27 protein-coding genes are annotated in these 23,576 nt (G+C 69.8%); 8 read left to right on the top strand and 19 right to left on the bottom strand.

The window, feature by feature from the left end:
• From O6P37_RS27750 to O6P37_RS27760, 3 genes are read right to left on the bottom strand one after another with little or no spacing between them, the layout of a single operon-like run.
• On the bottom strand, nt 1-1,497 hold the full coding sequence (locus O6P37_RS27750) for a glycoside hydrolase family 130 protein (protein WP_269897096.1): 1,497 nt from the start codon (nt 1,495-1,497) through the stop codon (nt 1-3).
• Entirely contained in the window at nt 1,494-2,516 is a 1,023-nt protein-coding gene (locus tag O6P37_RS27755) for a glycosyltransferase (protein ID WP_269897097.1), read from the bottom strand. The genes O6P37_RS27750 and O6P37_RS27755 overlap by 4 nt, the downstream gene beginning before the upstream one ends.
• Nucleotides 2,513-3,613, bottom strand: a complete 1,101-nt coding sequence (locus O6P37_RS27760; protein WP_269897130.1) for a glycosyltransferase — start codon at nt 3,611-3,613, stop codon at nt 2,513-2,515. The genes O6P37_RS27755 and O6P37_RS27760 overlap by 4 nt, the downstream gene beginning before the upstream one ends.
• A gap of 279 nt (nt 3,614-3,892) precedes the next feature.
• On the opposite strand from O6P37_RS27760, the gene O6P37_RS27765 reads away from it, so the two are divergent.
• Nucleotides 3,893-4,918, top strand: coding sequence for an NAD(P)H-dependent glycerol-3-phosphate dehydrogenase (locus tag O6P37_RS27765; RefSeq protein ID WP_269897098.1), 1,026 nt, complete (start codon nt 3,893-3,895; stop codon nt 4,916-4,918).
• A gap of 2 nt (nt 4,919-4,920) precedes the next feature.
• On the opposite strand, the gene O6P37_RS27770 is transcribed toward O6P37_RS27765, so the two are convergent.
• The 3 genes from O6P37_RS27770 to grcC1 form a co-directional block, all read right to left on the bottom strand.
• The gene (locus O6P37_RS27770) at nt 4,921-5,442 is read right to left on the bottom strand and encodes a hypothetical protein (protein ID WP_269897131.1); all 522 of its coding nucleotides are present in this window, start codon (nt 5,440-5,442) and stop codon (nt 4,921-4,923) included.
• A gap of 57 nt (nt 5,443-5,499) precedes the next feature.
• Nucleotides 5,500-6,375, bottom strand: coding sequence for a zinc metalloprotease HtpX (htpX, locus tag O6P37_RS27775; RefSeq protein WP_264016056.1), 876 nt, complete (start codon nt 6,373-6,375; stop codon nt 5,500-5,502).
• Between the two features lie 78 nt (nt 6,376-6,453).
• Nucleotides 6,454-7,461: a nonaprenyl/(2E,6E)-farnesyl/geranylgeranyl diphosphat synthase gene (gene grcC1 / locus O6P37_RS27780; RefSeq protein WP_269897099.1), complete on the bottom strand. Its 1,008-nt coding sequence runs from the start codon at nt 7,459-7,461 to the stop codon at nt 6,454-6,456.
• Nucleotides 7,462-7,482: 21 nt separating this feature from the next.
• Here grcC1 and menJ point away from each other — a divergent pair, with 21 nt between their 5' ends.
• Together menJ and O6P37_RS27790 are read left to right on the top strand one after the other, a co-directional pair.
• Nucleotides 7,483-8,703 (top strand): menaquinone reductase, encoded by a 1,221-nt coding sequence (gene menJ / locus O6P37_RS27785; RefSeq protein ID WP_269897100.1) that lies wholly within the window; start codon nt 7,483-7,485, stop codon nt 8,701-8,703.
• Between the two features lie 86 nt (nt 8,704-8,789).
• Nucleotides 8,790-8,945, top strand: coding sequence for a hypothetical protein (locus tag O6P37_RS27790; protein WP_269897101.1), 156 nt, complete (start codon nt 8,790-8,792; stop codon nt 8,943-8,945).
• A 9-nt stretch (nt 8,946-8,954) separates the two neighbouring features.
• On the opposite strand, the gene O6P37_RS27795 is transcribed toward O6P37_RS27790, so the two are convergent.
• On the bottom strand, nt 8,955-9,251 hold the full coding sequence (locus tag O6P37_RS27795; RefSeq protein WP_269897102.1) for a hypothetical protein: 297 nt from the start codon (nt 9,249-9,251) through the stop codon (nt 8,955-8,957).
• A gap of 114 nt (nt 9,252-9,365) precedes the next feature.
• On the opposite strand from O6P37_RS27795, the gene O6P37_RS27800 reads away from it, so the two are divergent.
• Nucleotides 9,366-9,593, top strand: coding sequence for a hypothetical protein (locus O6P37_RS27800; protein WP_269897103.1), 228 nt, complete (start codon nt 9,366-9,368; stop codon nt 9,591-9,593).
• A 9-nt stretch (nt 9,594-9,602) separates the two neighbouring features.
• On the opposite strand, the gene O6P37_RS27805 is transcribed toward O6P37_RS27800, so the two are convergent.
• Nucleotides 9,603-9,818 carry an acyl carrier protein gene (locus O6P37_RS27805; RefSeq protein ID WP_269897104.1) on the bottom strand — a complete coding sequence of 72 codons (216 nt, stop codon included), beginning with the start codon at nt 9,816-9,818 and terminating at the stop codon, nt 9,603-9,605.
• Between the two features lie 66 nt (nt 9,819-9,884).
• A complete protein-coding gene (locus tag O6P37_RS27810; protein ID WP_269897105.1) occupies nt 9,885-10,577 on the bottom strand; it encodes a demethylmenaquinone methyltransferase in 693 nt (230 codons plus the stop codon).
• A gap of 70 nt (nt 10,578-10,647) precedes the next feature.
• Between O6P37_RS27810 and O6P37_RS27815 the strand changes: the two genes are divergently transcribed.
• Entirely contained in the window at nt 10,648-11,472 is an 825-nt protein-coding gene (locus O6P37_RS27815) for an SDR family oxidoreductase (RefSeq protein ID WP_269897106.1), read from the top strand.
• Nucleotides 11,473-11,492: 20 nt separating this feature from the next.
• Here the strand turns inward: O6P37_RS27815 and O6P37_RS27820 are convergent, their stop codons facing one another.
• Nucleotides 11,493-12,620, bottom strand: coding sequence for a glycosyltransferase family 4 protein (locus O6P37_RS27820; protein WP_269897107.1), 1,128 nt, complete (start codon nt 12,618-12,620; stop codon nt 11,493-11,495).
• Between the two features lie 212 nt (nt 12,621-12,832).
• On the opposite strand from O6P37_RS27820, the gene O6P37_RS27825 reads away from it, so the two are divergent.
• Nucleotides 12,833-13,489: a DsbA family protein gene (locus tag O6P37_RS27825; protein ID WP_269897108.1), complete on the top strand. Its 657-nt coding sequence runs from the start codon at nt 12,833-12,835 to the stop codon at nt 13,487-13,489.
• 3 nt (nt 13,490-13,492) lie between these two features.
• Here O6P37_RS27825 and O6P37_RS27830 read toward each other — a convergent pair whose 3' ends face one another.
• Both O6P37_RS27830 and O6P37_RS27835 read right to left on the bottom strand, forming a co-directional pair.
• Entirely contained in the window at nt 13,493-14,662 is a 1,170-nt protein-coding gene (locus tag O6P37_RS27830) for a zinc-dependent alcohol dehydrogenase (RefSeq protein ID WP_269897109.1), read from the bottom strand.
• 13 nt (nt 14,663-14,675) lie between these two features.
• Nucleotides 14,676-15,176: a hypothetical protein gene (locus O6P37_RS27835; protein ID WP_269897110.1), complete on the bottom strand. Its 501-nt coding sequence runs from the start codon at nt 15,174-15,176 to the stop codon at nt 14,676-14,678.
• Nucleotides 15,177-15,262: 86 nt separating this feature from the next.
• On the opposite strand from O6P37_RS27835, the gene O6P37_RS27840 reads away from it, so the two are divergent.
• Nucleotides 15,263-16,330 (top strand): DUF2330 domain-containing protein, encoded by a 1,068-nt coding sequence (locus O6P37_RS27840; protein WP_269897111.1) that lies wholly within the window; start codon nt 15,263-15,265, stop codon nt 16,328-16,330.
• Here O6P37_RS27840 and O6P37_RS27845 read toward each other — a convergent pair.
• The 4 genes from O6P37_RS27845 to O6P37_RS27860 form a co-directional block, all read right to left on the bottom strand.
• A complete protein-coding gene (locus tag O6P37_RS27845; RefSeq protein ID WP_269897112.1) occupies nt 16,312-16,881 on the bottom strand; it encodes a DUF3592 domain-containing protein in 570 nt (189 codons plus the stop codon). The two genes, O6P37_RS27840 and O6P37_RS27845, sit on opposite strands and share 19 nt — an antisense overlap.
• The gene (gene menD / locus O6P37_RS27850; RefSeq protein ID WP_269897113.1) at nt 16,878-18,524 is read right to left on the bottom strand and encodes a 2-succinyl-5-enolpyruvyl-6-hydroxy-3-cyclohexene-1-carboxylic-acid synthase; all 1,647 of its coding nucleotides are present in this window, start codon (nt 18,522-18,524) and stop codon (nt 16,878-16,880) included. The genes O6P37_RS27845 and menD overlap by 4 nt, the downstream gene beginning before the upstream one ends.
• Before the next feature lie 2 nt (nt 18,525-18,526).
• Nucleotides 18,527-19,309 carry an alpha/beta fold hydrolase gene (locus tag O6P37_RS27855; protein ID WP_269897114.1) on the bottom strand — a complete coding sequence of 261 codons (783 nt, stop codon included), beginning with the start codon at nt 19,307-19,309 and terminating at the stop codon, nt 18,527-18,529.
• An 86-nt stretch (nt 19,310-19,395) separates the two neighbouring features.
• The gene (locus tag O6P37_RS27860; protein ID WP_269897115.1) at nt 19,396-19,896 is read right to left on the bottom strand and encodes a nitroreductase family deazaflavin-dependent oxidoreductase; all 501 of its coding nucleotides are present in this window, start codon (nt 19,894-19,896) and stop codon (nt 19,396-19,398) included.
• Between the two features lie 72 nt (nt 19,897-19,968).
• Between O6P37_RS27860 and O6P37_RS27865 the strand changes: the two genes are divergently transcribed.
• Nucleotides 19,969-21,351, top strand: coding sequence for a cytochrome P450 (locus O6P37_RS27865; RefSeq protein WP_269897116.1), 1,383 nt, complete (start codon nt 19,969-19,971; stop codon nt 21,349-21,351).
• Between the two features lie 31 nt (nt 21,352-21,382).
• On the opposite strand, the gene O6P37_RS27870 is transcribed toward O6P37_RS27865, so the two are convergent.
• Genes O6P37_RS27870 through O6P37_RS27880 form a run of 3 tightly spaced genes read right to left on the bottom strand, consistent with a single transcriptional unit; the run spans nt 21,383 to nt 23,493 of the window.
• Entirely contained in the window at nt 21,383-22,123 is a 741-nt protein-coding gene (locus tag O6P37_RS27870) for a DJ-1/PfpI family protein (protein WP_269897117.1), read from the bottom strand.
• 17 nt (nt 22,124-22,140) lie between these two features.
• Complete coding sequence (locus O6P37_RS27875; RefSeq protein WP_269897118.1) at nt 22,141-23,109, bottom strand: GlxA family transcriptional regulator; 969 nt, start codon at nt 23,107-23,109, stop codon at nt 22,141-22,143.
• Between the two features lie 54 nt (nt 23,110-23,163).
• Nucleotides 23,164-23,493, bottom strand: coding sequence for a type II toxin-antitoxin system Phd/YefM family antitoxin (locus O6P37_RS27880; RefSeq protein ID WP_269897119.1), 330 nt, complete (start codon nt 23,491-23,493; stop codon nt 23,164-23,166).
• Between the last annotated feature and the right edge of the window lie 83 nt (nt 23,494-23,576).

The following is a 23,576-nucleotide window of genomic DNA, read 5'->3' on the forward strand; positions in this document are numbered from 1 at the left end:
TTATCCGGGCGGCGGCGCCGACTCTCGCAGGGCGTCGAGGAGCGCGGGAAGCGGCACAGCGGCGAACCCGATGGCCGAATCGCCGATCCCGTACGGGATGACCAGCGTCTCGCCGTGCAGGAGCGCGCCGCAGGAGTAGACCACGTTCGGCACGTAGCCGTCCTGCTCGTCGGCGCCCGGGCTGAGCAACGGTTGGCGGAGTCGGCCGACGATCCGGGTCGGATCGTTCAGATCGAGCAGCAGCGCGCCGATACGGTACGTACGCATCGGTCCGACGCCGTGGGTGAGCACCAGCCACCCGTCGGGCGTCTCGATCGGCGGGCCGCAATTGCCGAGTTGCAGCACCTCCCACGGCTGCTCGGGTTGCTGGCATGGCGACGCATCGTTCCACACGCACCGATGGTCGGAGAAGCCGACGGAGTTGGTCTCCCGGTCCGAGCGCGACATCGCCGCGTAGCGGCCCGCGATCCGGCGGGGAAACAGTCCCAGGCCTTTGTTGGCGGCGGCGGCACCGACCATCGGAGTGGAGGTGAAGGTGCGGAAATCCGTTGTCGCGAGCAATTGTTGGCTGATCAACGTGCCGCTGTAGGCCGTGTAGGAGGCGTAGTAGGTGACGGAGCCGTCCTCGTCGACGAAGCGGAGGAACCGCGCGTCCTCCATACCGCCCGCCTCGGCGTCCGTCGCCGGGACGAGCACCCGCTCGCTGAGAGGGACCTCGTCGGAGAATCGGATCCCGTAGGTGCGTTCGGCGATGACCTGGATGGCGTCGATCGTCTTGCTCGCATGCCCGCGTGTGCTCAGGTTGGTGTTCAGCCGATCCAGACGCTCGCTCAAATCGGCACGGGTGAAGCTGTCGCCGAGCGCATCGAGGACGTAGTCGGCGGCCTCACCGGCCTCGTCGAGCCGGGTCAGCTCGCTGCGGAACACGGCGGACTCGAGCAGGGTGGCGTCGATGATGCCGACGGAAGCGTAGGCCGGCGGGGCGTCGAGCAGCACCCCGCCCGCGGCGTCGACCGTCCCCGTGCGGAACCCGATCGAGGAACGGTGCCCCTCACCGATGCCGCGGACACTCATCACGAATCGCAGGCTGCCCGCGGGCACGTCGGTCTGATCGGGGTGCGCGACCATGCTCGGGTTGCACAGCGCCGCCCCTTCGATGGCGTACTCGCTGGTGAACGCCGCGCCGACGAGCAGCACCCGCTCCGGGGTGAGTTCCACATCGCGGTCAAGGCGGTCAGCGAGTTCCCGGGCGTGCCGACGGAATGTCCCGACCATGTCCCGGTGCCGTCCCTGGAATCGGGTCAGCACATCGTCGAGGGTCGCCCTGACCTCGTCCTCGTCCAGCGCGAGGATGCGGCGCAGCACCACTCCCGCCCGGGATTCCTGATGTTCGAACCCCTCCTGGCCCGGCACGAACAACTGTGTGATCACCCGCGACCTGTCCGGCGAGAGTCGCACCGCACTCCGAGTGGCGAGCGGACTCGCCACCGAGGTCATCGGGGCACGGTCGCGAGCCGGCGAGCGTGTTGGAACGTCGAGAGCACCGCCAGTGTCGATTCGGCGCCTCTGTTGAGGTTCACCCCGTCGGCGTGCAGACCGTCGTAACCGCCACCGGTCGCGGGATCCCACATCACCTGCGCCGAGTCGTTGTCGCCTTCGAACCAGGCCGCCGCCCGGCGCACGCCGTCAGGCCATGCCTCGTCGGGATCGACGGCAGCGGCGCGCGCGCACGCGTCGGCGAGCGCGGCCACCTCGATGGGCTGCTGGTCGAAGCCGGGCCGCACATCGCTGTTGTCCCGGCCGCCCACCGGCGTGGGCGAGAAGTGACCGTCCACCGTTTCGTAGTCGACCAGCCAGGCCAGCAGATCGAGTCCCCGCCGGCGAAGCTCGGAGTCGTCGAGCGCGGCGCCGGTCGCGATCATCGCCTCGGCGAGAACGGCATTGGCGTAGGCCAGTCGAGCCTCCGGCCACGGCCAGGCCGGATCACCGGTCGGTGCGGGAAGGGATTCGCGGTAGTCGGTGAGCAGTTTGCGTGCATCCGCGTGATCGGGTTGCACACCGAGCAGTTCGGCCGCGCCCAGCGCCGCGAAAGCCATCGCCCGAGGTGATGTCGACCGCGCCTGAACGGCACGCTCGAACTGCATGAGAGCGGTCTGCTTCGCCCATGCGACCGGACTGTGCGCCGCCGCTGTTCCCGTGGCCCATACACAGCGGCCCCACGGATCGTCGAGACCTGGCTCGTCGGTCCAGCGGCCACTGCTGTCCATCCGGTTTCGGCAGGGACCGGTCAGGGTCTGCGCGTCGCCGAGGAAGCGCAGCGCGAGCCCGGCCAGACCGTTGAGCGTGCGGTCCACCTCGGGTTGCCGGACGACCACTACGATCACCCGCGCCATGTCGTCGGTGCAGTAGCCGTGTTCGGGCCGGGGAGCGTCGAGGCAGGCGTGCTCGAAGGTGCCGCGACTGTCCGTCATCCGTCGCAGATGGTCGAAGAGCGGGACGGGCGTCTCGGTGTTCATGCAGCAGCCATCCGTTCGTGGAGAATTCGTTGAGCCAAAACGAGATACGCATCCGCGACGATGGACCACGACATCGTCGGCGCCAGCCTGCGCGCCTCGGCGGCCATGGATCCCGCCAGCCTCGGTTCGGTCAACACCCGCCGCAGGGCTGACGTCATCGCGTCCGGGTCACCGTGGTCGACGATGATCCCCGCCCCGGTACCCAGGAGTTCGACGGCGTGCGGGAATGCGGTGGCCACGACCGGACGCCCGTGTGCGATGGCGTCGACCAGGACGCCGGAGGTGACCTGATCGGTGGAGTCGTAGGGCAGCACGACCGCGGCGGCCGACTGCACCAGCGTCGTCAGCGATGTCGCGTTCCTGTAGTCGTCGTCGAACGACACCGAACCCGCCAGACCGTGGCGCCTGGCCTGTTCACGGCGAGCGTCGCGGTAGGCCTCACCGTCGTTGGCCAGCACCTTGGGGTGTGTTCCACCGGCAATCAAGTACCGGGGTTGTCCTGTGAGGCCGTGCAGTGACCGCATCGCCTCGATCACCCGCTCGATGCCCTTGCCGGGCCCGATCAGACCCCAGGTCAGCAACGTGGGTCTGCCGGAACGCTTGGTCGGTGCATGCGCGGGGATCCGCGCGCCGTGCGGAATAGTGGTGACCTTGCTGCTGTCGACGTCGAAGCCCTGGCACAGCCGGACCTTGGCGGCGTCCGACATCACGACTACCCGATCGGCCAGCGTCGCGAGCCGTTCCAGGACCCAACGTTGATGTGGCGTAGGTCTTTTGAGCACCGTGTGCGCCACCACGATCGACGGGATCTGCAGTTCGCCGACGATGTCGACGACTTCGTCACCGTCGACGCCGCCGTAGAGGCCGTACTCGTGCTGGATGACAGCCACGTCACTCTGATTCAGCAGTCCCGCCCCGGCGCGCACAGAAGACGCCGAGCCGTTGACGACCTCGCCGATGACTCTCAGGTTCGAGGGGGACGAGTCGCCGGCGACCCGCACGACGCTGATGGCGGAGCCGTGTGAAGCCAAGCCGTCGGCAAGGGCCGCACTGAAGGTGGCCAAGCCACATCTTGTCGGTGGGTAGGTACTGAGAATTCCGACGGTGGGACGCGGGAACGATTGCGCTGCACTGTCGAAAGACGATGGTCGGAGAAAGGACGAAACGGTCAAGGTGATCCCGGCTTTGCGGTTGCCACCGGTGTGTCCGGCGTGAGCGATTGCTCGGGCGATCGGCGGTGAGACGGCCGACCCTTCCCGGACTGGCTGGTTGCCCAACTCATCCGACCGTACACCCAAAGCCGCCGCCGCGGTGCGGGCGGCGTTTTCAGCACTGAATCGCCCTCCGACCGGAGACGTCCGCCATACCCTGATCGGATGGCACCGGCTCAGCGCGAACCCAATGTCGTCGTCCTCGGCGGAGGCTCCTGGGGCACCACCGTCGCGTCCATCTGCGCCAGGCGCGGACCGACGCTGCAGTGGGTGCGCTCTGAGGAGACTGCCAAGGACATCAACGAGAATCACCGCAACACCAAGTATCTCGGCGACGAAGTCGCCCTGACGGAGACGCTGCGCGCCACCACCGATTTCGCCGAGGCCGCCAACCAGGCCGACGTCGTCGTGATGGGCGTGCCGTCGCACGGATTCCGGGGCGTGCTCGAGGAACTGGCGGGCGAGCTGCGGCCGTGGGTCCCGGTGGTGTCGCTGGTCAAGGGACTCGAGCAGGGCACCAACATGCGGATGAGCCAGATCGTCGGCGAGGTGCTGCCCGGCCACCCCGCCGGAATCCTGGCCGGGCCGAACATCGCCCGTGAGGTCGCCGACGGCTACGCCGCCGCCGCGGTGCTCGCCATGCCCGACCAGCACCTGGCGGCCCGGCTCTCGGAGTTGTTCCGCACCAGGCGGTTTCGCACGTACACCACCGACGACGTGGTGGGTGTGGAAATGGCGGGTGCGCTGAAGAACGTCTATGCGATCGCCGTGGGCATGGGCTACTCGCTGGGCATCGGCGAGAACACCCGCGCGATGGTGATCGCCCGCGCGGTGCGCGAGATGTCGAAGATGGGCGAGGCGCTCGGCGGGCACCGCGACACCTTCGCAGGGCTGGCAGGCATGGGCGACCTCATCGTGACCTGCACCAGCCAACGGAGCCGCAACCGCCACGTCGGGGAACAGCTCGGCTCAGGCAAGTCGATCGACGAGATCATCGCGTCGATGAACCAGGTCGCCGAGGGCGTCAAGGCCTCGAAGGTGATCATGGAGTTCGCCGACGAGTACGGACTGAACATGCCGATCGCCCGCGAGGTGGACGGCGTCATCTACCACGGCTCGTCCGTCGAGCAGGCCTATCGTGGGCTGGCCGCCGAGAAGCCCGGCCACGAGGTGCACGGCCAGGGCTTCTGACGTCAGTTGAAGTACGGGCTGGTGCCCTCGGGGCGGTCGACCAGCGGGTTGCCGCCGACGACCCAGCTGGCCGTTGGGCTGATCACGAAGCCGTTCTGTGTCCGGGTGTCGACGCACGAGGTGATGGTGCCGTCGGTGCCGCAGCTGACCGTCTGGAAGCTGAGCCGGGTGTTCGGTGGCAGCGGCTTGGGTGCTTCGGCCGCCGCGTACAGCGGCGCCGAGGTGCTCGAGAACCCCGGCGCTCCGGGGCCGCCGCTGACCAGGTTCGCGCCGCCGGGCGCACCAGGCAGTGCGCCGCTGCAGCCGTAGCCGCCGTTGCGCTGCAGCACACAGGTGACGCCCTGGGGGGTGGCGAATGCGTACCAGCTGCCGTCCGTCACGGCGTAGTCCGGCAGCTTGGCCGGGGCCCAGGCGTTGACGTTGGGCAACGGAGGTGGCGGCGGCGGCGCAGGTGGTTGGGCTGCCGCGACCCCCGGCATTCCGACGAAGACCGCCCCCACGGCACTGGCCGCGCCGATCAGCATTCTGCTCAGCACGCGATCACCCTAACGTGGTTGCGCAGGCGGCGGGCACCATGGCCGTCAGTACCGGCCGGGGCCGCGGCCTGCCATGTCCTCGAGCCGGCGGATCCGCTCCTCGATCGGCGGGTGCGTCGAGAACAGCTTGCCCATCTTCTCCCCTGCCCGGAACGGACTGGCGATCATCAGGTGCGCCTGGTCGGCCAGTTGCGGCTGGGGCGGCAGCGGGGCCGCCTCGACTCCACCGGCGATCTTGCGCAGCGCCGACGCCAGCGCCAGCGGATCACCGGTCAGCTCGGCGCCGGACTGGTCGGCCTGGTACTCCCGCGACCGGGACACCGCCAGCCGCACCACCGTCGCGGCGATCGGCCCCAGTAACGAGACCAGAAGCAGTGCAAAGGGATTGGCACCGTCACGGTTGCCGCCGAACATCGACGCGAACATCGCGATGTTGGCCAGCGCGGTGATCACCGACGCCATCGCGCCGGCCACACACGAGATCAGGATGTCGCGGTTGTAGACGTGCGACAGCTCGTGGCCTAGGACCGCACGCAGCTCCCGCTCGCTGAGGATGTGCAGGATCCCGGTGGTGCAGCAGACCGCAGCGTTGCGCGGGTTGCGCCCGGTCGCGAACGCGTTCGGGTTGGCGGTGTCGGAGATGTAGAGCCGCGGCATCGGCTGACGGGCCGCGGTCGCGAGCTCGCGCACGATGCGGTACATCGCCGGCGCCTGCATCTCGTTGACCGGCTGGGCGTGCATGGCCTTCAGTGCCAGCTTGTCGCTGTTGAAGTAGACGTAGACGTTCATGCCGACGGCGAACAGCACCGCCAGGAACATGATCGACCGGCCGAACAGCGCACCGACGAACACGATCAGCGCGGACATGCACACCAGCAACAGGAACGTCTTGAACCTGTTGGCGTGTGGGTTCCAGCTCATCGCGGACTTCCTCCTGTCGCAGATCTGAGAGGTCTTCGCCGGTTGAACGCTCCGGGCCGCCGTCCGGGTTCCGTGATCTCAGCCGTGCCGGTTCACGGTGTAGTCGACCAGCGACGCCATTGCATATCGGCCGGGCCCGTCGGGCAGCTGGTCGAGCTCGTCGCGGGCCTGTGCGGCGTAGCGCGCCACCGTCTCCTTGGCCGCCGTCATCCCTGGTGAGCGGCGCAGCAGCCGCAGCGCCTCGGCCAGGTCGTCGTCGTTGTCGATCGGGGTGGCGAGCAGTTCCCGCAGCCGGTCGGCGTCGGCGCCGGTTTCCCTCAGGGCGTAGAGCACCGGCAGCGTGTGCACGCCTTCCCGGAGGTCGGTGCCCGGCACCTTGCCCGACTCGTCGGGGTCGCTGTCGATGTCGATGATGTCGTCGGAGATCTGGAACGCCGTGCCGACGATGCCGCCCAGCCGGCTGAGCCGCTCGATCTGCTCGTCGTCGGCGCCGGAGAACGTCGCACCGAACCGGCCGGAGGCGGCGATCAGGCAGGCCGTCTTCTCGTACACCACCTTGAGGTAGTGCTCGATCTCGTCGACGCCCTCGGCGGCGCCGCGCGTCTCCCGCATCTGGCCGGTGACCAGCTGGGCGAAGGTGTCCGCGATCACCCGCACGGCGTCCGGGCCGAGCCGCGACACCAGCCGCGACGCCGTCGCGAACAGGTAGTCGCCCGCCAGGATCGCGATGTTGTTGCCCCAACGGGCGTTGGCCGACGGGGCGCCGCGGCGCATCTGCGCCTCGTCCATCACGTCGTCGTGGTACAGCGTCGCCAGGTGCACCAGCTCGATGACGGCGCCGGCCACCGAGACCTGCCAGCCGTCGGGTTCCGGCCCCAGCTGCGCCGAGAGCACGGTGAACAGCGGACGGAACCGCTTGCCGCCGGCCTGGAAGAGATGCTGCACGGCCTCGGCCATCAACTCGTCGGCTCTGCCCAGCTCAGAGGACATCAGCTCCTCGATGCGGGCCACGCCGTCGCGGACGTCGGACGCGAACGTCGCATCGCCGAAATCCACGCCTGCCACCACGGTCGCCGGTGTCCTCACCTCTCCAACATACTGGGGACGATGAGAACCAGGGCAGACGTGGTTGTGGTGGGCGCCGGACCCGCGGGGTCCGCGGCCGCAGCGTGGGCCGCCCGCGACGGCCGCGACGTGCTGGTGATCGATTCCGCGCAGTTCCCGCGCGACAAGGCCTGCGGCGACGGCCTCACCCCGCGCGCGGTCGCCGAGCTGGAGCGGCTGGGCCTCGGGCCGTGGCTGGACGGGCGGATCCGGCACCGCGGGCTGCGGATGTCCGGCTTCGGCGCCGACGTCGAGGTGCCGTGGCCGGGGCCGTCGTTCCCGCCCACCGGCAGCGCGGTGGCGCGCACCGAACTCGACGACCGCGTCCGGTCGGTCGCGGCCGACGACGGCGCGAAGATGCTGCTCGGCGTGAAAGCCGTTGCAGTGCGCCATGCTTCGTCGGGCGCCGTCGAGGCGGTGGTGCTCGACAACGGCGACGAGGTCGGCGTGGGCACCCTGATCGTCGCCGACGGAGCCCGGTCCACCCTCGGCCGCGTGCTGGGCAGGCAGTGGCATCAGGAGACGGTGTACGGCGTCGCCGTGCGGGGATACCTCGCGAGCCCGCGCAGTCACGAGCCGTGGATCACCTCGCACCTGGAACTGCGGTCACCGGAGGGCAAGGTGCTGCCCGGCTACGGGTGGATCTTCCCGCTCGGCAACGGCGAGGTGAACATCGGCGTCGGTGCGCTTGCCACCGCGAAGAGGCCCTCCGACGCGGCGTTGCGGCCGCTGATGTCGTACTACACGTCGCTGCGCCGCGAGGAGTGGGGCTTCGACGGCGAGCCACGCGCGCCACTGTCCGCCCTGCTGCCGATGGGCGGGGCGGTCTCGGGCGTCGCCGGACCCAACTGGATGCTGATCGGCGACGCCGCCGCCTGCGTCAACCCGCTCAACGGCGAGGGCATCGACTACGGCCTGGAGACCGGCCGGCTGGCCGCCGAGCTCCTCGGTGCGGCGGACCTGTCGACGGTGTGGCCGGCGGTGCTGCAGGAGCACTATGCGCGGGGATTCTCGGTGGCGCGGCGGCTGGCGCTGATGTTGACGCTGCCGCGCTTCCTGCCCCTGGCCGGTCCGGTGGCGATGCGGTCGACGACGCTGATGCGGATCGCGGTACGGGTGATGGGCAATCTCGTGACCGACGAGGACGAGGACCGGATCGCGCGGGTGTGGCGGGCCGGTGGGTTGGCGTCGCGGAAATTGGACGCGCGCAAGCCGTTCAGCTGACGATTGGCCGGAAATGTTTGCTGCGGACGTCTTTCCGCTGCCGGGCCGTCGTCTGCCATTCAGCTCGGCCGGTTACGTTCGACGGCATGGCCGTTGTCGAACACGAGCTGCCGAAGCCCCCGCCGATCGACAGTGCGCCGCCGAGGAAGACCCGCACGCCCGAGGAGCGGCGCGTCGAGGTCTGCCCTGTCTGCCACACGGCGCTGCCCGCCGTGACCGCCCGCTGCTTCTTCTGCGAGTGATGCCGGCGGTCACTCTGACGCGCTGAACTCCTCGTCGGAATCGCGCGAGGTGCTCCTGCGCCGTGCGCTGGCCTGCTCGATGAGTTGCGCGGTGGACAATTTCGGCTTCTGTTCGGTCAGGCTCTGCTTGGTCAGCCCCAGTGCGATCAGCACCTCGAAGAAGACGATGATCAGGCCCGCCCAGTAGGCCCACTTCATCGTCGGATCGGGCCGTGTGGTGAAGAACAGGACCAGGAAGATCGGCCCGACGATGCCGAACACGAACACCACGAGCTGGATCTTGACGTACCGCCAGAACGTCTGCATCGCCGATCTCCTCGTCGCCCGGATGGACGCGTGAATGCTATCCCGCCGGGCCCCTGACGGGACTACTCTGGAGTCCACGCGGGTTGTTCACTCTGACAGCGAGGAGATCCGCGAATGATCGCATCGCACAGGCCGGCCCGGCTGCTCTGGGTCGCCACCGCATCAGCCGTGATGGCGCTCGGCCTCAGCGCCCCCATCGCCGCGAAACCGATGGGTCCGTGCGGCAGCGTCACCTACGTCGGGAAGTGCGACCCGATCAGCGAGCGCGACACCACGCCGCCGCGCCAGGGCCACCCTGACACGCCGATCCTGCCGCAGGGCACCGGCGGCCCGCTCGGCTGAGAAGCCGGGCTAAGTACCCAGCTCCTTCAGGAACGCATGGCAGCGCTTGGCCCGCTCGGCGTCCTGCGACATCACCTCTTCGAAGAAGGACGCGATGTCGTCAAGGCCGGCGTTCTTGGCGTCGCGGACGTACTGCCCGTAGTCGTGTCCGGCTTTCAGCGAGTGGTACTGCACCGAAATCAGGTCGAACGAGACATCGTCGAAATCGGTCTGTCCAGCAGGCATGATGGCCTCCCTCCGGTTGATCTGTACGAAGGTCGCCTACCCGCATGCCGAGCGGGAAAACACCGATCAAGAAGCAGGTTTGACGGCGGCGTGCAGGGCGACGATGCCGCCGCTGAGGTTGCGCCACCGCACCTGCGACCACCCGTTGTCCTCGATCCGCTGGGCGAGCGCGGGCTGGTCGGGCCAGGCCCGGATCGACTCGGCGAGGTAGACGTAGGCGGTCGGGTTCGACGACACCGTGCGGGCCATCCTCGGCAGCGCCTGCATCAGATACTCCTTGTACAGCGTCGCGAACGGCCCGTATGTCGGAGTGGAGAACTCGCACACCACCAGTCGCCCGCCCGGCCGCGTCACCCGCGCCATCTCGCGGAGCCCCGCGGCGTGGTCGACGACGTTGCGCAGCCCGAAGCTGATGGTGACCGCGTCGAACACGCCGTCGTCGAACGGCAGCCGGGTGGCGTCGCCTGCGACCTTGGGGACATCGCGGCGCGCTCCGGCGCCCAGCATGCCGACCGAGAAGTCCGCCGCCACACACCATGCGCCGGACGCCGCGAGCTCGACGGTCGAGACGGCCGTGCCCGCGGCCAGGTCGAGCACCTTGTCACCGGGGCCGATCTGCAGGGCCGCGCGGGTCGCCCGGCGCCAGAACCGGTCCTGCCCCAGCGAGAGCACCGTGTTGGTCAGGTCGTAGCGGCGGGCGACGCCGTCGAACATCGACGCCACCTCGTGCGGATTCTTCTCCAACGACGCCCGGCTCACCGTGCCGACGCTACCTGTGCATCCGTGGCCGCCGGGAATGGTGGCGCCGCGACGGCGCTTATATGGCGACATGAGTGCAAAAGTCTGGTTCATCACCGGGACGTCGCGCGGCTTCGGGCGCGAGTGGACGATCGCCGCCCTCGACCGCGGCGACCGGGTGGCCGCCACCGCCCGCGACACCTCGACGCTCGACGACCTGGTCGAGAAGTACGGCGACGCGCTGCTGCCGATCCGCCTCGACGTCACCGACCGCGACGCCGACTTCGCGGCCGTCAAGCAGGCCCACGACCACTTCGGGCGGCTCGACATCGTGGTCAACAACGCGGGCTACGGCCAGTTCGGCTTCGTCGAGGAGCTGTCCGAGCAGGAAGCGCGCGACCAGATCGAAACGAACGTCTTCGGCGCACTGTGGATCACCCAGGCGGCGCTCCCCTATCTGCGGGCCCAGCGCAGCGGTCACATCCTGCAGGTGTCGTCGATCGGCGGGATCACGGCGTTTCAGAACGTCGGCATCTACCACGCGTCGAAGTGGGCACTGGAAGGGTTCTCCCAGGCGCTGGCTCAGGAGATCGAGTCGTTCGGCATCCACGTGACCCTCATCGAACCGGGCGGCTTCGACACCGATTGGGCCGGTTCGTCGGCCAAGCGCGCGACCCCGCTGCCCGCCTACGAGGAGGCGCACGCCCAAGCCGACGCCGCCCGCAGCAAGCGCACGGCGAATTCCGGCGACCCGAAGGCGTCGGCCGCCGCGGTGCTCAAGATCGTCGACGCCGAGAAGCCGCCGCTGCGGGTGTTCTTCGGCGAGCTGCCGCTGCAACTGGCCAGGGCCGACTACGAGAGCCGCCTCGCGACGTGGGAGGAGTGGCAGCCCGTCGCGGTCGAGGCCGGCGGCTAGCGTCCCGCGGTACTAGGCGGTCAGGCGGCTTTCAGGCGGCGTAGGCCCTGCACCGCTTCGTAGTGCCCGAGCAGCTCGTCGCAGATGGCGGGCCAGGTACGGCCCAGCACACTGCGACGAGCGGCCACCGAGTAGCGCTGCCGCTCCGCGATCAGGTGGTCGACCGAGTCGGCGAGCTTGGCCTCGAACTCGGCGACGGGCAGCAGCAGGCCGGTGCGGTAGGGCGCGACGAGGTCGCGCGGACCGCCCGCATCGGGGGCGACGACCGGCAGGCCCGAGGCCATCGCCTCCTGCACCGCCTGGCAGAACGTCTCGTGCTCCCCCGGGTGGACGAACACATCCATGCTGGCGTAGGCGGTCGCCAGCTCCTGGCCGTACAGCGCCCCTGTGAACACCGCCGACGGCAGCACCGCCTGCAGTTTCGCGCGGTCGACGCCGTCGCCGACGACGACCAGCTGCAGATCGTCGCGTCCGGCCAGTACGGCCAGGCGCTCGACGTGCTTCTCCGGCGCCAGCCGGCCGACGAAGCCGACGACCGGCCTGCCGTCCGGCGACCACCGCTGCCGCAGGGCGTTGTCGCGGGCCGACGGCGCGAAGCCGGTGATGTCGACGCCGCGGGCCCAGCGGTGCACCCGCGGGATCCGGTGCGCGGCCAGGTTCTCCATCGCCGAGGTCGACGGCGCCAGTGTGCGGTCGGCCTTGCTGTGCAGCCTGCGGGTCCACGCCCAGGACGCCCGCGACAGCACGCCGACGCCGTAGCTCTCGGCGAAGCCGGCGACGTCGGTCTGGAACACCGCGACCGTGGGCACCCCGAGGTAGCGGGCCGCGTGCACGCCGCCCCACCCGAGCAGCGCCGGCGACGCCAGGTGCACCACGTCGGGATCGAAGCCGCGCAGAACCTGGACGATCCGGGGCCGCGGCATGCCCAGCGGGAGTGAGTTGATCTTCGGGAACATCCGCGACGGCACCCGGTGTACCCGGACGCCGTCGTGCACCCGGTCGGCGGGCGGTTCGCCGCGCGGGGTGTCGGGGGCGATGATGAGCACCTCGTGTCCGGTGCGGCGGAGGTGCTCGACCACCCGAAGCACGGAGTTGGTGACACCGTTGACGTTCGGCAGAAAGGACTCGGCGACGATAGCAACGCGCACGTCGTGATCGTTTCAGGGTGCGCTTTCCCGCAGGTTGCGTGCAGGCATACGCGACACGAAAACCCGGGATCGCCCGAAGTCGAGTGCCCGGTACCGTCGCCTCCATGACCGCGAGCAGGCCCCCGCAAGCGGGAGGTACCCCCCACAGAATCGCACCGTCGAGGCGCCTTTCATGCGAATTTGCGTCTGCTCGGCGGGGAAATCGGCGGAAAATGGTGGCGCTCGGGCTGGCGGTGCTGCTGCTGTTCACCGCCGGCTGCAGCCGCGACATCGCCGGCGCCGCCCGGCGTGATCCCGTCGAGCCGGGGACCGCCGTCACCGAGGACGGCTACGGCATCGTGATCGGCTTTCCCGAGGCGCCGGTGCGCATCGAGGTGTTCACCGAGCCGCAGTGCCCGCACTGCGCGGACCTGCAGGCCGACTTCGGCGCCGACTTCGAGCGGTACATCGACATGGGCCAGCTGGCGGTGACCTACCGTCCGGTGACGTTCTTCGACCAGGACGGCAACGACCACAGCGCCCGGGTGAGCAACGCGATGTTCCTGGCCGCCGGGCCCGGCACATCGGCCCCCGACTTCCAGAATTTCGTCGAACAGCTGTGGGCGCAACAGGATTCACCGGAGGCGCCGTCGAACGCCGCCCTGGCGAAGCTCGCGACCGACAACGGGGTCGCCGACGAGCGGGCCGGCGAGATCTCCGCGGGCACCGAGGCCGTCGACACCGCGGAGATGACCGCGCTGAACACCGAATTCCTCTGGGAGATCGACCCGCTCGACGCGGGCACACCGACGGTGTACGACCTCGTCAACGACGAGAAGCTCGACATCTATGACGACAACTGGCTGGCGAAGCTGCTGTCCTCGGTGTGAGGGTCACGGCCGCAGCGCGACCCGGATGCAGTTGTCCTGCTTGTTCTTGAACATGTCGTAGGCCCGCACGCCCTCTTCGAGCGGCAGGTCGTGGGTGATCAGCTTGGCCGGGTCCAGATCGCCCTGCTCGACGTAGTCGAACAACCGCTTCATGTATCGCTGCCCGTGCTGCTGAGACGTCTTCAGCGTCAACCCCTTGTTGGTCAGCACACCCATCGGGAACTTGTCGGTGAGCCCGTAGACGCCCAGCACCGAGACGACGCCGCCCTTGCGGCATGCCAGGATCGCCTGACGCAGCGCGCTCGCCCGGTCGGTCTCCATCCGCAGCAGCTGCTTGGCGCGGTCGTAGACCTGCTGCACACCGGTGCTGTGGCCCTCCATGCCCACCGCGTCGATGCACGCGTCGGGCCCACGGCCACCGGTCATCTCGCGCAACATCTCCTGCACGCTGTCGACGGAGCTGTAGTCGATCGTCTCGAGGCCGAAGCCGTCGCGCGCCAGCGCAAGTCGTTCGGGATAGCGGTCGATCACGATCGCCCGCTCGGCGCCCAGCAGCAGCGCGCTGCGAGCCGCCATCAGCCCGACGCCACCCGCACCCCACACCGCGACGGTGTCACCGCCGGAGACGTCGCAGAAGTCGGCGCCCATGAATCCGGTCGGCACCGCGTCGGAGAGGAACAACGCCTGCTCGTCGGTGACGTCGCCGGGTATCGGGAAGCAGTTGGTGTCACCGAACGGCACCCGGATGTACTGCGCGTGCGATCCGGCGTAGCCGCCGAATTCGTGGGTATAGCCGTAGATTCCGCCGGACGGATAGCCCAGCATCGGTTGCTGCAGTTCGGCATTCGGATTGGTGGTGTCGCAGCAGGCGTACAGCTCGTGCTCGCAGTACCAGCACCGGTCGCATCCGATGAACGACGGCACCACCACGCGGTCGCCGACCTTGATCTTGGTCACCTCGCGACCGGTCTCGATGACCTCGCCCATGAATTCGTGGCCGAACACGTCGCCTTCCCGCATCCCCGGCAGGTAGCCGTCGATGAAGTGCAGGTCCGAGCCGCAGGTGGTGGTCAGCTTCACCGCGAGGATCACGTCGTGGGGGTTGAGCAGTTCCGGGTCGTCGACGGTCTCGACCGACAGATTGTTGACACCGTTCCAGCACAGTGCACGCATGGTTGGCCTTTCGTCAGCGCGCGGAGTCGCGCGCGCTCGGATTGGTTCGGATGGTCGGCACCTCACCGGTCTGCAGCAGCGCCCGCACCCGGTAGAGCACCTTGAACGCCAGCGCACCGGTGAGCAGGCCGGGAGCGGGGCTCTTCGCGTGCACGGTCACCTCGGTCCCCAGGCCGCGGGGCGCCTCGCGGTAAGTGACGACGAACTCGTTGCGGTCGTCCTCGGTGCCGACGAACCGGACACCGGCGATGTCCTTTTGCAACCGCGATTCCCACGTCGTCTTCACCGGGCCGGCCTGCAGCCGCCACCGGTAGCGGTCGGGGCCGGTGGCCTCGACCTCGCCGACGTCGCCGAGCACCACCGAGAGCTCGTCGGGGTTGCGCCAGAACTGCTCGACGCGCTCCAGCGGAACGGCGATCGTCACCGACTGCGTGGCCGTGCGTTGCGGCAGCTGGTCGGCCAGCTTCCCGGCCACCTCGGCCGCCTGCTTCTTCGCGGTGTCCAGTGCACTCATCGCTCGTTCCCTTCCGATGCCGTCGACGGGTCGCGATACCCGCGAAGGGAGCGGCCAAACGGCACGCGGGCAATACGATGACGCCCATGATGCGGTCGGCCGCCGTGGTGCTCGCGACGTGCGTGCTGGCGCTGTCCGCCGGTGTGGCCGCGCCGGCGCGGGCCTGCGGCTGCGGCGCCTACATCCCCGCGCAGGAGGGTCCGGCCGTCACCGACGAGCGCGCGCTGGTCGCCTGGGACGGCACCAGCGAGGACGTGCTGATGTCCTTCGACGTGCGGGGCAGTTCGGCGTCCGCGGCCTGGGTGATGCCGGTGCCGTCGGCGGCGCGGGTCACCCTCGGCGAGCCGGAGGTGTTCGACGAGATCGACCTGATCACCGCGCCGCGCATCGAGTACCGCGACTCGTGGTGGCCCACGTTCGACTGGATGACGGGCTTCGCGAGCGAGGCGCCCGACACCACGCAGGCCCCGACCGGTGTCAGCGTGCTCGCCCGGCAGCGCATCGGGCCGTTCGACGTGACGCGGCTGACCGCAGGCGATCCGGCCGCGCTGGCCGGTTGGCTTGCGGGCCGGGGATTTCCGCACCCGCCAGGCCTGGACCGCAACCTCGCGCCCTATGTGCGGGACGGCTGGGAGATCGTCGCGGTGCAGCTGGTTCCCGGTGCCGCCGGTGAGTCGCTGACCGGTGACCTGCAGCCGCTGCGGCTGTCGTTCCGCTCCGACGAGGTGGTGTACCCGATGCGATTGTCACAGTCGGCGACGACGCCGCAGACCGTCGACCTGACCGTGCTGGCCGATCACCGGATGGATCCGTCGGAGATCCCCGTGGCCGGCAACGACCCGTCACTCACCTTCGCCGGCCGGATCGAGGCGCTTCCGCCCGCGCTCGCCGAATACGCGGGCGACGCGGCGTTCCTCACCCGGTGGAAGAACACGATCGACGATCCGTCCGCGATCGACGGCGACTACGTGTTCGTCCAGGGGTCGGCCGACACCCCGTTCCAGGAGGTGATCTACCGGCACCGCAACCGGGGCGACATCACGGGGCTGGTGCTGGTCGCGCTCGTGGCCGTCAACGGGATCGTCGTCGTCGTCGCGCTGATCGCCGGTGCGATCGTCCGCTCGAGGCGCCGCGGTCAGCCGACGCGCGGCTGATCCGCCACTTCGGGGCGGGCCTCGTCGGCGGGCTCCACGTGCAGGCGTTTCTGCAGGTAGGCCAGCCCCAGCAGCGCCGCCCCGGCCGCCAGCCAGCCGACGACCGCGATCGAACCGGCGGGGATGATGGACAGCGACGCGTCGCGGTCCTGAACCCGGACCAGGTCGGGGTTGTTCACGTCGTACTCGACGTAGATCCGCATGCCCGCCTCCAGCTCCGACGGGTAGAGCACGCCGAGTTCGGGACGGTAGGTCACCCGGTCGGGTGTGACGAACTCGATGGTCGACCGGCGCGGGCCCGCGCTGAGGACGTTCGCCTCGGCGACACCCATGTGGCGCTCGATCTGCCGGTCATTGCGCCACGCGCCGAGCACCATCAGCGTCGACTGCAGCGTGACCAGGCAGGCGGCGATCACCACTCCGATGCGGACCCGCCGGATCACCCGCTCGGCGCGGGTCTCGGTGCCGTCGCCGTACAAGTGTGGAATCGCGATGCGCCACAACACCTTCAGCCGCTCGATCAGACGGTGCAGCGCTGGGGGCAGCGTCACAGGGCGGCCCTGATCGACGCGTGCAGCGCCCGCAATGACGACCGGTCGGCCTTCACCTCCAGCACCCGCATCCCGTCGTGCGGTTCGTCGAGCACCTCGGCCAGATCGTCGACCTCGATCTGGCGGCTGTCCACGTGGTACGCCCGGCACAGCGCGCCGACGTCGACGTCGTGCGGGGTGCCGAAGACACGCGCCGACACGTCGGAGAACCGAGGGTCGCCCTGCTCGAGGAGTTCGAAGATGCCGCCGCCGTTGTCGTTGGACACCACGATCGTCAGGTCCCGCGGCGTGGGCTCGGTGGGCCCGATGAGCAGGCCGGAGCTGTCGTGCACGAACGTCAGGTCGCCGAGCAGGGCAATGGTTCGCGGCACCTCGTCGCGGCTGCCGGTCTGCTCGTGGGCCAGCGCGGCGCCGATGGCCGTCGACACCGTGCCGTCGATGCCCGCCACTCCGCGGTTGGACCGCACCGTCACCCCGCGCGGTGTCAGCCCGACCAGGGCGGCGTCGCGCACCGGGTTCGATGCGCCGAGCACCAGCTGGTCGCCGGGCCGCAGCGCGTCGGTCACCGCGGCCGCCACGTGCAGGCCGGTGGTCAGCGGATGGGCCGCGAGCTGGTCGCGGACCGCGTCGACCGCGTGCCGGTGGGCGTCGACGCACCGCCGCAGCCAGGCCGGGTCAGAGGCGCCGGAGATCACCGCCCGGGTGCCGGTGGCCTGGGAGTTGCCCGAGACGTCGGGCCACCGCGGACCGGTGGTCAGCGCGTACACCGGCACCGACGGGTCGGCCAGCAGCGCCGACACCGGCCGGTGCAGCGTCGGCCGGCCGAGCATGATCACCTGCTTGGGCCGCAGCAGCCGCAGGGCAAGAGGGTGGAGCGGGTTGGCCGCAGGCGGCGCAGTGGGTTCAGCGACCGTCGGCAGGCCGGCGAGGTTCTCCTGCACACCGGCGCCGTGGCCGGCGATGACGACGGTGTCGGGGGTGAGGTCGATGTCGACCGGCTGGTCGAACGACACCGGCGGTGTGTGCGTCCACGGCCTGCCGTCCGGGCGGCCCTGGGGGAACGGGCTTGCGTCGTGAGCGTCGGGCACCAGCGGCTCACGCAGCGGGATGTCGAACTGCACCGGACCGGCGTTGGCGCTGCGGGCGCCGGTGGCCGCCACCAGCACGCGGCACGTCGCGGACCGCCACTGGGCGTTGAGCGAGTCCATCCGTTCCGGGTTGTCTTCGGCGAGGCCGAGGCTAATCATCGCCCGCACCTGGGTGCCGAAGTAGCCGAGCTGCTCGAAGGTCTGGTTGGCGCCGGTTCCCAGCAGCTCGTAGGGCCGGTTGGCGCTCAGCACGATCAGCGGCACCCGGGCGTAGTTCGCCTCGACGACGGCGGGACCGAGGTTGGCGACCGCGGTGCCCGACGTCATCGCCACGCACACAGGCGCGCGCTCCGCGACGGCAAGGCCGATCGCCAGGAAGCCGGCCGTGCGTTCGTCGATCCGCACATGCAGACGCAGCCGGCCCGCGCGGTCGGCGTCGTTCAGCGCGAAGGCCAGCGGCGCGTTGCGCGAGCCCGGGCACAGCACGACGTCACGGACGCCGCCGCGAATAAGTTCGTCGACGACGACACGGGCCTGCGTCGTCGAGGGGTTCATCGCTACAGCTTATCGGCGAAGAAATCGAGCGCCGCTTTGTTGACGGCGTCGGGCTGCTCGAGGAAGCCGAGGTGGCCGGTGTCCGGAATCTCCAGGTAGCGGCCGTTGGGCAGCGCGTCGGCGACCTCGCGGCTGAGGTGAGCGGGCAGCAGGACGTCGTCGGCGAAGCCGATCACCAGAGTGCGCTGCCGGATCGCGCCGTAGGCAGGCAACCGGTTTGTCGTCGGGGAGGCGTTGAACTGGCTGCGCGTCCCGGGCGTCGACCTGTTCGGCCACATGGTGAACATCTCGAACCAGTCCTGCACCACCCGGTCGTTGTTCAGCGTCTTCGGGGAGAAGTTTTCGATCAGCCGGATCTTGGCGTCGTAGGCGGCGGGCAGCTCGATGCCCGAGGACTCGAGATCCAGCTCGGCGCGGCGGAACAGCTCACGGGCCTTGTCGTGGCGACCGCGGGTGGCCATCAGCACCGCGCTGTCGACCAGCTCCGGGCGCGCCAGCATCAGCTCCTGGGCGATGTAGGACCCCATCGACACACCGACCAGGCGTACCGGCGCCAGGTCGAGCTTCTCGATCAGGGCCGCGGTGTCGGCGACCATCTGCTCGGTGCCGAAGCCCTCGGCGTTCGAGGTCGCGCCGATGCCGCGGTTGTCGAAGGTGATGGTCCGGTAGCCGGCCCGGGCGAATGCCGGCACCTGGTGCAGATGCCAGGTCCGTCCGGCGCCGCCGTGACCGGCGATGAACAGCACCGGCTGTCCCTTGCCACGATCGTCGTAAGCCAGATTCACGCCGACGACGCTACCGCCTGGCGATACGTGGAACATCAGCCGCGGTGTGCGCGGTGCGGTGTGCGCGGCCGAGACTCCACAAGTCGCTAGGGGGCGGGGGTGAAGGCGATCACCGGGATGGTCCGGTCGCCCGCGAGCTGCTCGTAGCCGGCGTAGCTGGGGATGAACTCGCATGCCAGCCGCCACAGCCGGGCGCGCTCCTCACCGGTGACCTCCTCGGCGACATAGTCACTGGTGTGGCCGCCGGCCGACAGCGTCACCCTAGGGCTCGCCGTGATGTTGAAGTACCAGGCCGGATGCCGGGAGCCGCCGTAGTTCGACGCGATCACGATGACCCGGCCGTTGTCGGTGAAGTAGGTCAGCGGCGTGGTCCGGCGCTTGCCTGTCCTGGCGCCGGTGTGGATCAGCAGCACCTCGGGCGTCACCATCGCCGAGGACAGCCGCCCGTTGGACAGCCGGAGCAGCGGCCGGTCGATGCGGTGCGCGACGTGCTTGAGTGCCCAGCGCACGGGCTTGGGACTGGTCAGCCGCGCGCCGATACGCAGCATCGGCGAACCTGCCGTCGGATCGACCTCGGGGATACCCACCGGGGCATCGTAGGCGAGGAACGGCCGCACCGAACTACGCTTCGAGGCGTTGCGCCAAGGGCCGGAGGGGAAATGGTCGCCATTGAGGAGAACGACGTCGCCGCGCTGCCGCTGGTGCCGGCGAATCCACTGCCGCTGAAGCAGCGCCTCGACGAGGTGCGCAAGACCCATACGTGTCAGGTGACGTTCCGCGAGGCGGGCGGTCAGGTCACCCGGGTGACGCTCGGCCCGAAGTGGTTCGCGCCGCCGATCGTCTGGGTGATGTCGCCCGCCGGTGCGCGGGATGTGCTGAGCCGCAAGGACGGTGCGTGTGACCGGACGGCCGTGCACCACGAGATGCGAATGCTGATGGGCGACAACCTGGCCAATCTGCCCAACGAGCCGTGGCTGCCCCGCAAACGCACGCTGCAGCCGCTGTTCACCAAGCAGTACGTGCGCCGCTTCGGCGACCACATGTCGCAGGCCGCCGCGATGGTGGCCGACGGGTGGCTGGCCGCCGCGGGTTCCGGGGACGGGGCGGAGGTCGACCTGGACGCCGACAGCCGCCGGCTCACCATGCGGGCGCTGGGCCGCTCGGTGCTCGGCATCGACCTCGACGAACGTTCCTACGCGTTGGCCGAACCGATCAACATCGCGCTGTCGCACATCGCCGACCGGGGGCTGCGGCCGATCAATCCGCCACGCTGGCTGCCGCTTCCGTCTCGGCGGCGCGCCGTCGCCGCCTACACCTCGATGCACCGCCTCGCCGAGGACATCCTCGCGGCGTGCCGCGCCGACCCGGGCATCGACGCGCCCCTGGTGCACGCGCTGATCGGCGCGACCGACCCCGAGACCGGGCAGACGCTGTCCGACGACGACATCTGCAACGACCTGATCGCGTTCATCGTCGCGGGCCACGACACGACGGCCACCACCATCGCCTACGCGCTGTGGGCGCTGGGACACCACCGCGACATCGCCGAACGGGTGGCCGCCGAGGCCGGCGCACTCGGTGACCGCACCCTGACCGCCGACGACGTCGGCCGGCTGCCCTACACCACACAGGTGGTGCACGAGGCGCTGCGGCTGTGCCCGCCGGTGTCGGTGGCAGGCCGGACGGCCGTGCGCGACATCGAGGTCGCCGGCTGCCGGGTCGAGGCGGGCAGCATGGTGCTGGTCGGCATCTACGGCATGCAGCGCGACCCGGCGCTGTGGGACGACCCGCTGCGGTTCGACCCGGAACGGTTCAGCGCCCAGAACTTCGGGCGCCTCGACCGCTGGCAGTACATCCCGTTCGGCGGCGGGACACGCACCTGCATCGGCGACCACTTCGCGATGCTCGAACTGGTCCTCGCGGTCGCGACGGTGCTCCGGGACGTCGAGATCACCTCCACCGGCGGCGATTTCCCGCTCGCCGTGCCGTTCACCACCGTCGCCGACGGCCCGATCCCGGCGCGGGTACGCGCGCGGCGGTGATTTCGGCGCGGTCCCGTTCGCTCGGCGGCGGTCAGCGCGCCGAAGTCGCCGACTTGGAGCGGCGGGACCGAACGGTGGCCAGCGCGCGGTCCCATAGCAGCATCGTCGACTGACCGAGCTGGCGGTGCGTGAACACGGTGTCCTTGGCCAGTTCCGCCGCCGCAGCGGCCTTGGTCGACGCCGACGCTTTGGACATGTGACCGCTGTCGAACGGCGGCTGGGGGTCGTACTCGATGATCAGCTGGGTGACCTTGGCGTGCGCCTCACCGGCGATCTCACCGGCCAGCCACATCGCCAGGTCGATGCCCGCCGAGACGCCGGCCGCGGTGACCACCTTGCCCTCGCGGACGACGCGCTCGTCGGAGACGGGGATCACCCCGAACGTCTTGAGCATCGGCACGATCATCCAGTGCGAGGTCGCCCGAAGACCCTCCAGCACACCGGCTGCCGCCAGGATGAGCGAACCGGAGCACACCGACGTGGTCCAGGCCGTCGTCTCGTGCGCGTGGCGGATCCAGTCGAGCAGCTTCTCGTCGCGGGCGTGCTCCACCGACGTCATGCCACCGGGCACCAGCAGGATGTCGGGCGACGGTGTCTCGTCGAACGAGTGGGTGGCGCCCACGACGAGCACGCCGCTGTCGGCGGTGATCGGTCCTGGCTCGTGCCACACGAAGCGCACCTCGGCGTCGGGCAGGCTGCGCAACACCTCGTAGGGTCCGATGAAGTCCAGTGCGGTGAAACCGGGATAGACGACGATCGCGATCTGCGGCATGGTGATTCCTTCTCGTCTCAGGCGAATGTTCTGCGGTAGTGGTCGGGCGAGACGCCGAGGCGCCGGACGAAGTTGCGGCGCATGGTCTCCGCGGTGCCGAATCCACAGCGGGCGGCGATGGCGGTGACGGTGTCGTCGGTCTCCTCGAGTTGACGGCGGGCCGCGTCGGTACGGATCCGCTCGACGTAGGTGCTGGGCGGCACGCCGACCTCGTCGGTGAAGACCCGGGTGAAGTGCCGCGGACTCATGGCCGCCCGCCGCGCCAGGTCCGCGATGCGATGCGCGGCACCGGGTTCGGCGTCGATGGCGTCCTGCACCTCGCGGATGGGCGTCCGCCTGGCCCGCGGCATCCACACCGGCGCGGCGAACTGTGTCTGCCCGCCGGGCCTGCGCAGGTAGAGCACCAGCCAGCGGGCCACCGTCTGCGCGATGTCGGTGCCGTAATCGTCCTCGACCAGCGACAGAGCCAGGTCGATCCCCGCCGTCACCCCCGCGGCCGTCCACACTCGCTCGGAGCTGCGCACGAAGATGGGCTCAGGATCGACGGCGACAGCGGGGTATTCGCGTGCCAGTTGTGCCGCGAACGCCCAGTGCGTGGTGGCCGGGCAGCCGTCGAGCAGTCCCGCCTCCGCGGCGATGAACGCGCCCGTGCAGACGCTGACGACGCGGCGTGCGTGTTCGGCCGAGGCGCGGACCCAGGCGACGGCAGCGCTGCCTTGCTTCAGCGACGTCGTCCCCCACCCGCCGGGCAGCACCACGGTGTCGACGGCGCTGCCCGCACCGGGCAGCGGTTGCGCGGCGAAGGCCAGGCCGGTGCCCGTCGTCACCGGTTCACCGTCCACCGAGACGACCACGACGTCGTAGCCGTCCTCGTCCCGCCCTTCGGCGGCCAGTGCCAGTGTCGCGCCGGTGAAAACCTCGAACGGTCCAACCAGGTCGAGCGCCTGCACGCCCGGAAACCCGAGGAGCACCACCGACCGCCGCATGCTCCTCAGTGTCGAGCACCCGGCGCGTGGCGTCTACGCCATGCATCCCACACTTCAGGACACGGCGGTGTGGATCCGGCTCGGCTCGACGCGCTCCGGCAGCGCCCACGGTTGCAGGGTGGCGACCGGCCGGCCGTGGTGCTCGATCGTGATGGTCTCGCCGGCCGCGACCCGGCCGAGTAGGCGACCGGCGCAGGCGCGCAGGTCTGCCAACGAGACCTTGATGCCGTGCATGTCCTGCGAGTGGTCGACCTTGCGCAGTCGGGCGACGGGCTTGCCGCGCCGGAGCACCTCGAACACCTCGCCGGACTCGGCGCGATCGAGGTAGCAACGGGTGTCGCTACGCAACTGGCCGATGCCGATCGTCGTCACCGAGATGTGCATGATGATTCCACACTCTTTGGCCCGCCACCGCCGCACCAATTTCGCTCAGAACATCGTGCTGACAACGCATATCCACTCCGCCC

Origin of the sequence: Mycobacterium hippophais (assembly GCF_027529605.1) — a bacterium.
In the GTDB taxonomy this organism is placed as follows: domain Bacteria; phylum Actinomycetota; class Actinomycetes; order Mycobacteriales; family Mycobacteriaceae; genus Mycobacterium; species Mycobacterium arseniciresistens.

Excerpts from the sequence above, each read along its gene's own strand:
- O6P37_RS27830 (WP_269897109.1), bottom strand. The coding sequence starts at position 14,662 with ATGCGTGCACTGTGCTGGAACGGTGTCAACAATCTGTCGGTCGAGACC.
- menD (WP_269897113.1), bottom strand. The coding sequence starts at position 18,524 with ATGAACCCCTCGACGACGCAGGCCCGTGTCGTCGTCGACGAACTTATT.
- O6P37_RS27825 (WP_269897108.1), top strand. The coding sequence starts at position 12,833 with ATGGTGGCGCTCGGGCTGGCGGTGCTGCTGCTGTTCACCGCCGGCTGC.
- O6P37_RS27800 (WP_269897103.1), top strand. The coding sequence starts at position 9,366 with ATGATCGCATCGCACAGGCCGGCCCGGCTGCTCTGGGTCGCCACCGCA.
- O6P37_RS27865 (WP_269897116.1), top strand. The coding sequence starts at position 19,969 with ATGGTCGCCATTGAGGAGAACGACGTCGCCGCGCTGCCGCTGGTGCCG.
- O6P37_RS27815 (WP_269897106.1), top strand. The coding sequence starts at position 10,648 with ATGAGTGCAAAAGTCTGGTTCATCACCGGGACGTCGCGCGGCTTCGGG.
- O6P37_RS27765 (WP_269897098.1), top strand. The coding sequence starts at position 3,893 with ATGGCACCGGCTCAGCGCGAACCCAATGTCGTCGTCCTCGGCGGAGGC.
- O6P37_RS27870 (WP_269897117.1), bottom strand. The coding sequence starts at position 22,123 with ATGCCGCAGATCGCGATCGTCGTCTATCCCGGTTTCACCGCACTGGAC.
- htpX (WP_264016056.1), bottom strand. The coding sequence starts at position 6,375 with ATGAGCTGGAACCCACACGCCAACAGGTTCAAGACGTTCCTGTTGCTG.
- O6P37_RS27770 (WP_269897131.1), bottom strand. The coding sequence starts at position 5,442 with ATGCTGATCGGCGCGGCCAGTGCCGTGGGGGCGGTCTTCGTCGGAATG.
- O6P37_RS27840 (WP_269897111.1), top strand. The coding sequence starts at position 15,263 with ATGATGCGGTCGGCCGCCGTGGTGCTCGCGACGTGCGTGCTGGCGCTG.
- O6P37_RS27790 (WP_269897101.1), top strand. The coding sequence starts at position 8,790 with ATGGCCGTTGTCGAACACGAGCTGCCGAAGCCCCCGCCGATCGACAGT.
- O6P37_RS27755 (WP_269897097.1), bottom strand. The coding sequence starts at position 2,516 with ATGAACACCGAGACGCCCGTCCCGCTCTTCGACCATCTGCGACGGATG.
- O6P37_RS27835 (WP_269897110.1), bottom strand. The coding sequence starts at position 15,176 with ATGAGTGCACTGGACACCGCGAAGAAGCAGGCGGCCGAGGTGGCCGGG.
- O6P37_RS27880 (WP_269897119.1), bottom strand. The coding sequence starts at position 23,493 with ATGCACATCTCGGTGACGACGATCGGCATCGGCCAGTTGCGTAGCGAC.
- menJ (WP_269897100.1), top strand. The coding sequence starts at position 7,483 with ATGAGAACCAGGGCAGACGTGGTTGTGGTGGGCGCCGGACCCGCGGGG.
- O6P37_RS27805 (WP_269897104.1), bottom strand. The coding sequence starts at position 9,818 with ATGCCTGCTGGACAGACCGATTTCGACGATGTCTCGTTCGACCTGATT.
- O6P37_RS27750 (WP_269897096.1), bottom strand. The coding sequence starts at position 1,497 with ATGACCTCGGTGGCGAGTCCGCTCGCCACTCGGAGTGCGGTGCGACTC.
- O6P37_RS27875 (WP_269897118.1), bottom strand. The coding sequence starts at position 23,109 with ATGCGGCGGTCGGTGGTGCTCCTCGGGTTTCCGGGCGTGCAGGCGCTC.
- O6P37_RS27795 (WP_269897102.1), bottom strand. The coding sequence starts at position 9,251 with ATGCAGACGTTCTGGCGGTACGTCAAGATCCAGCTCGTGGTGTTCGTG.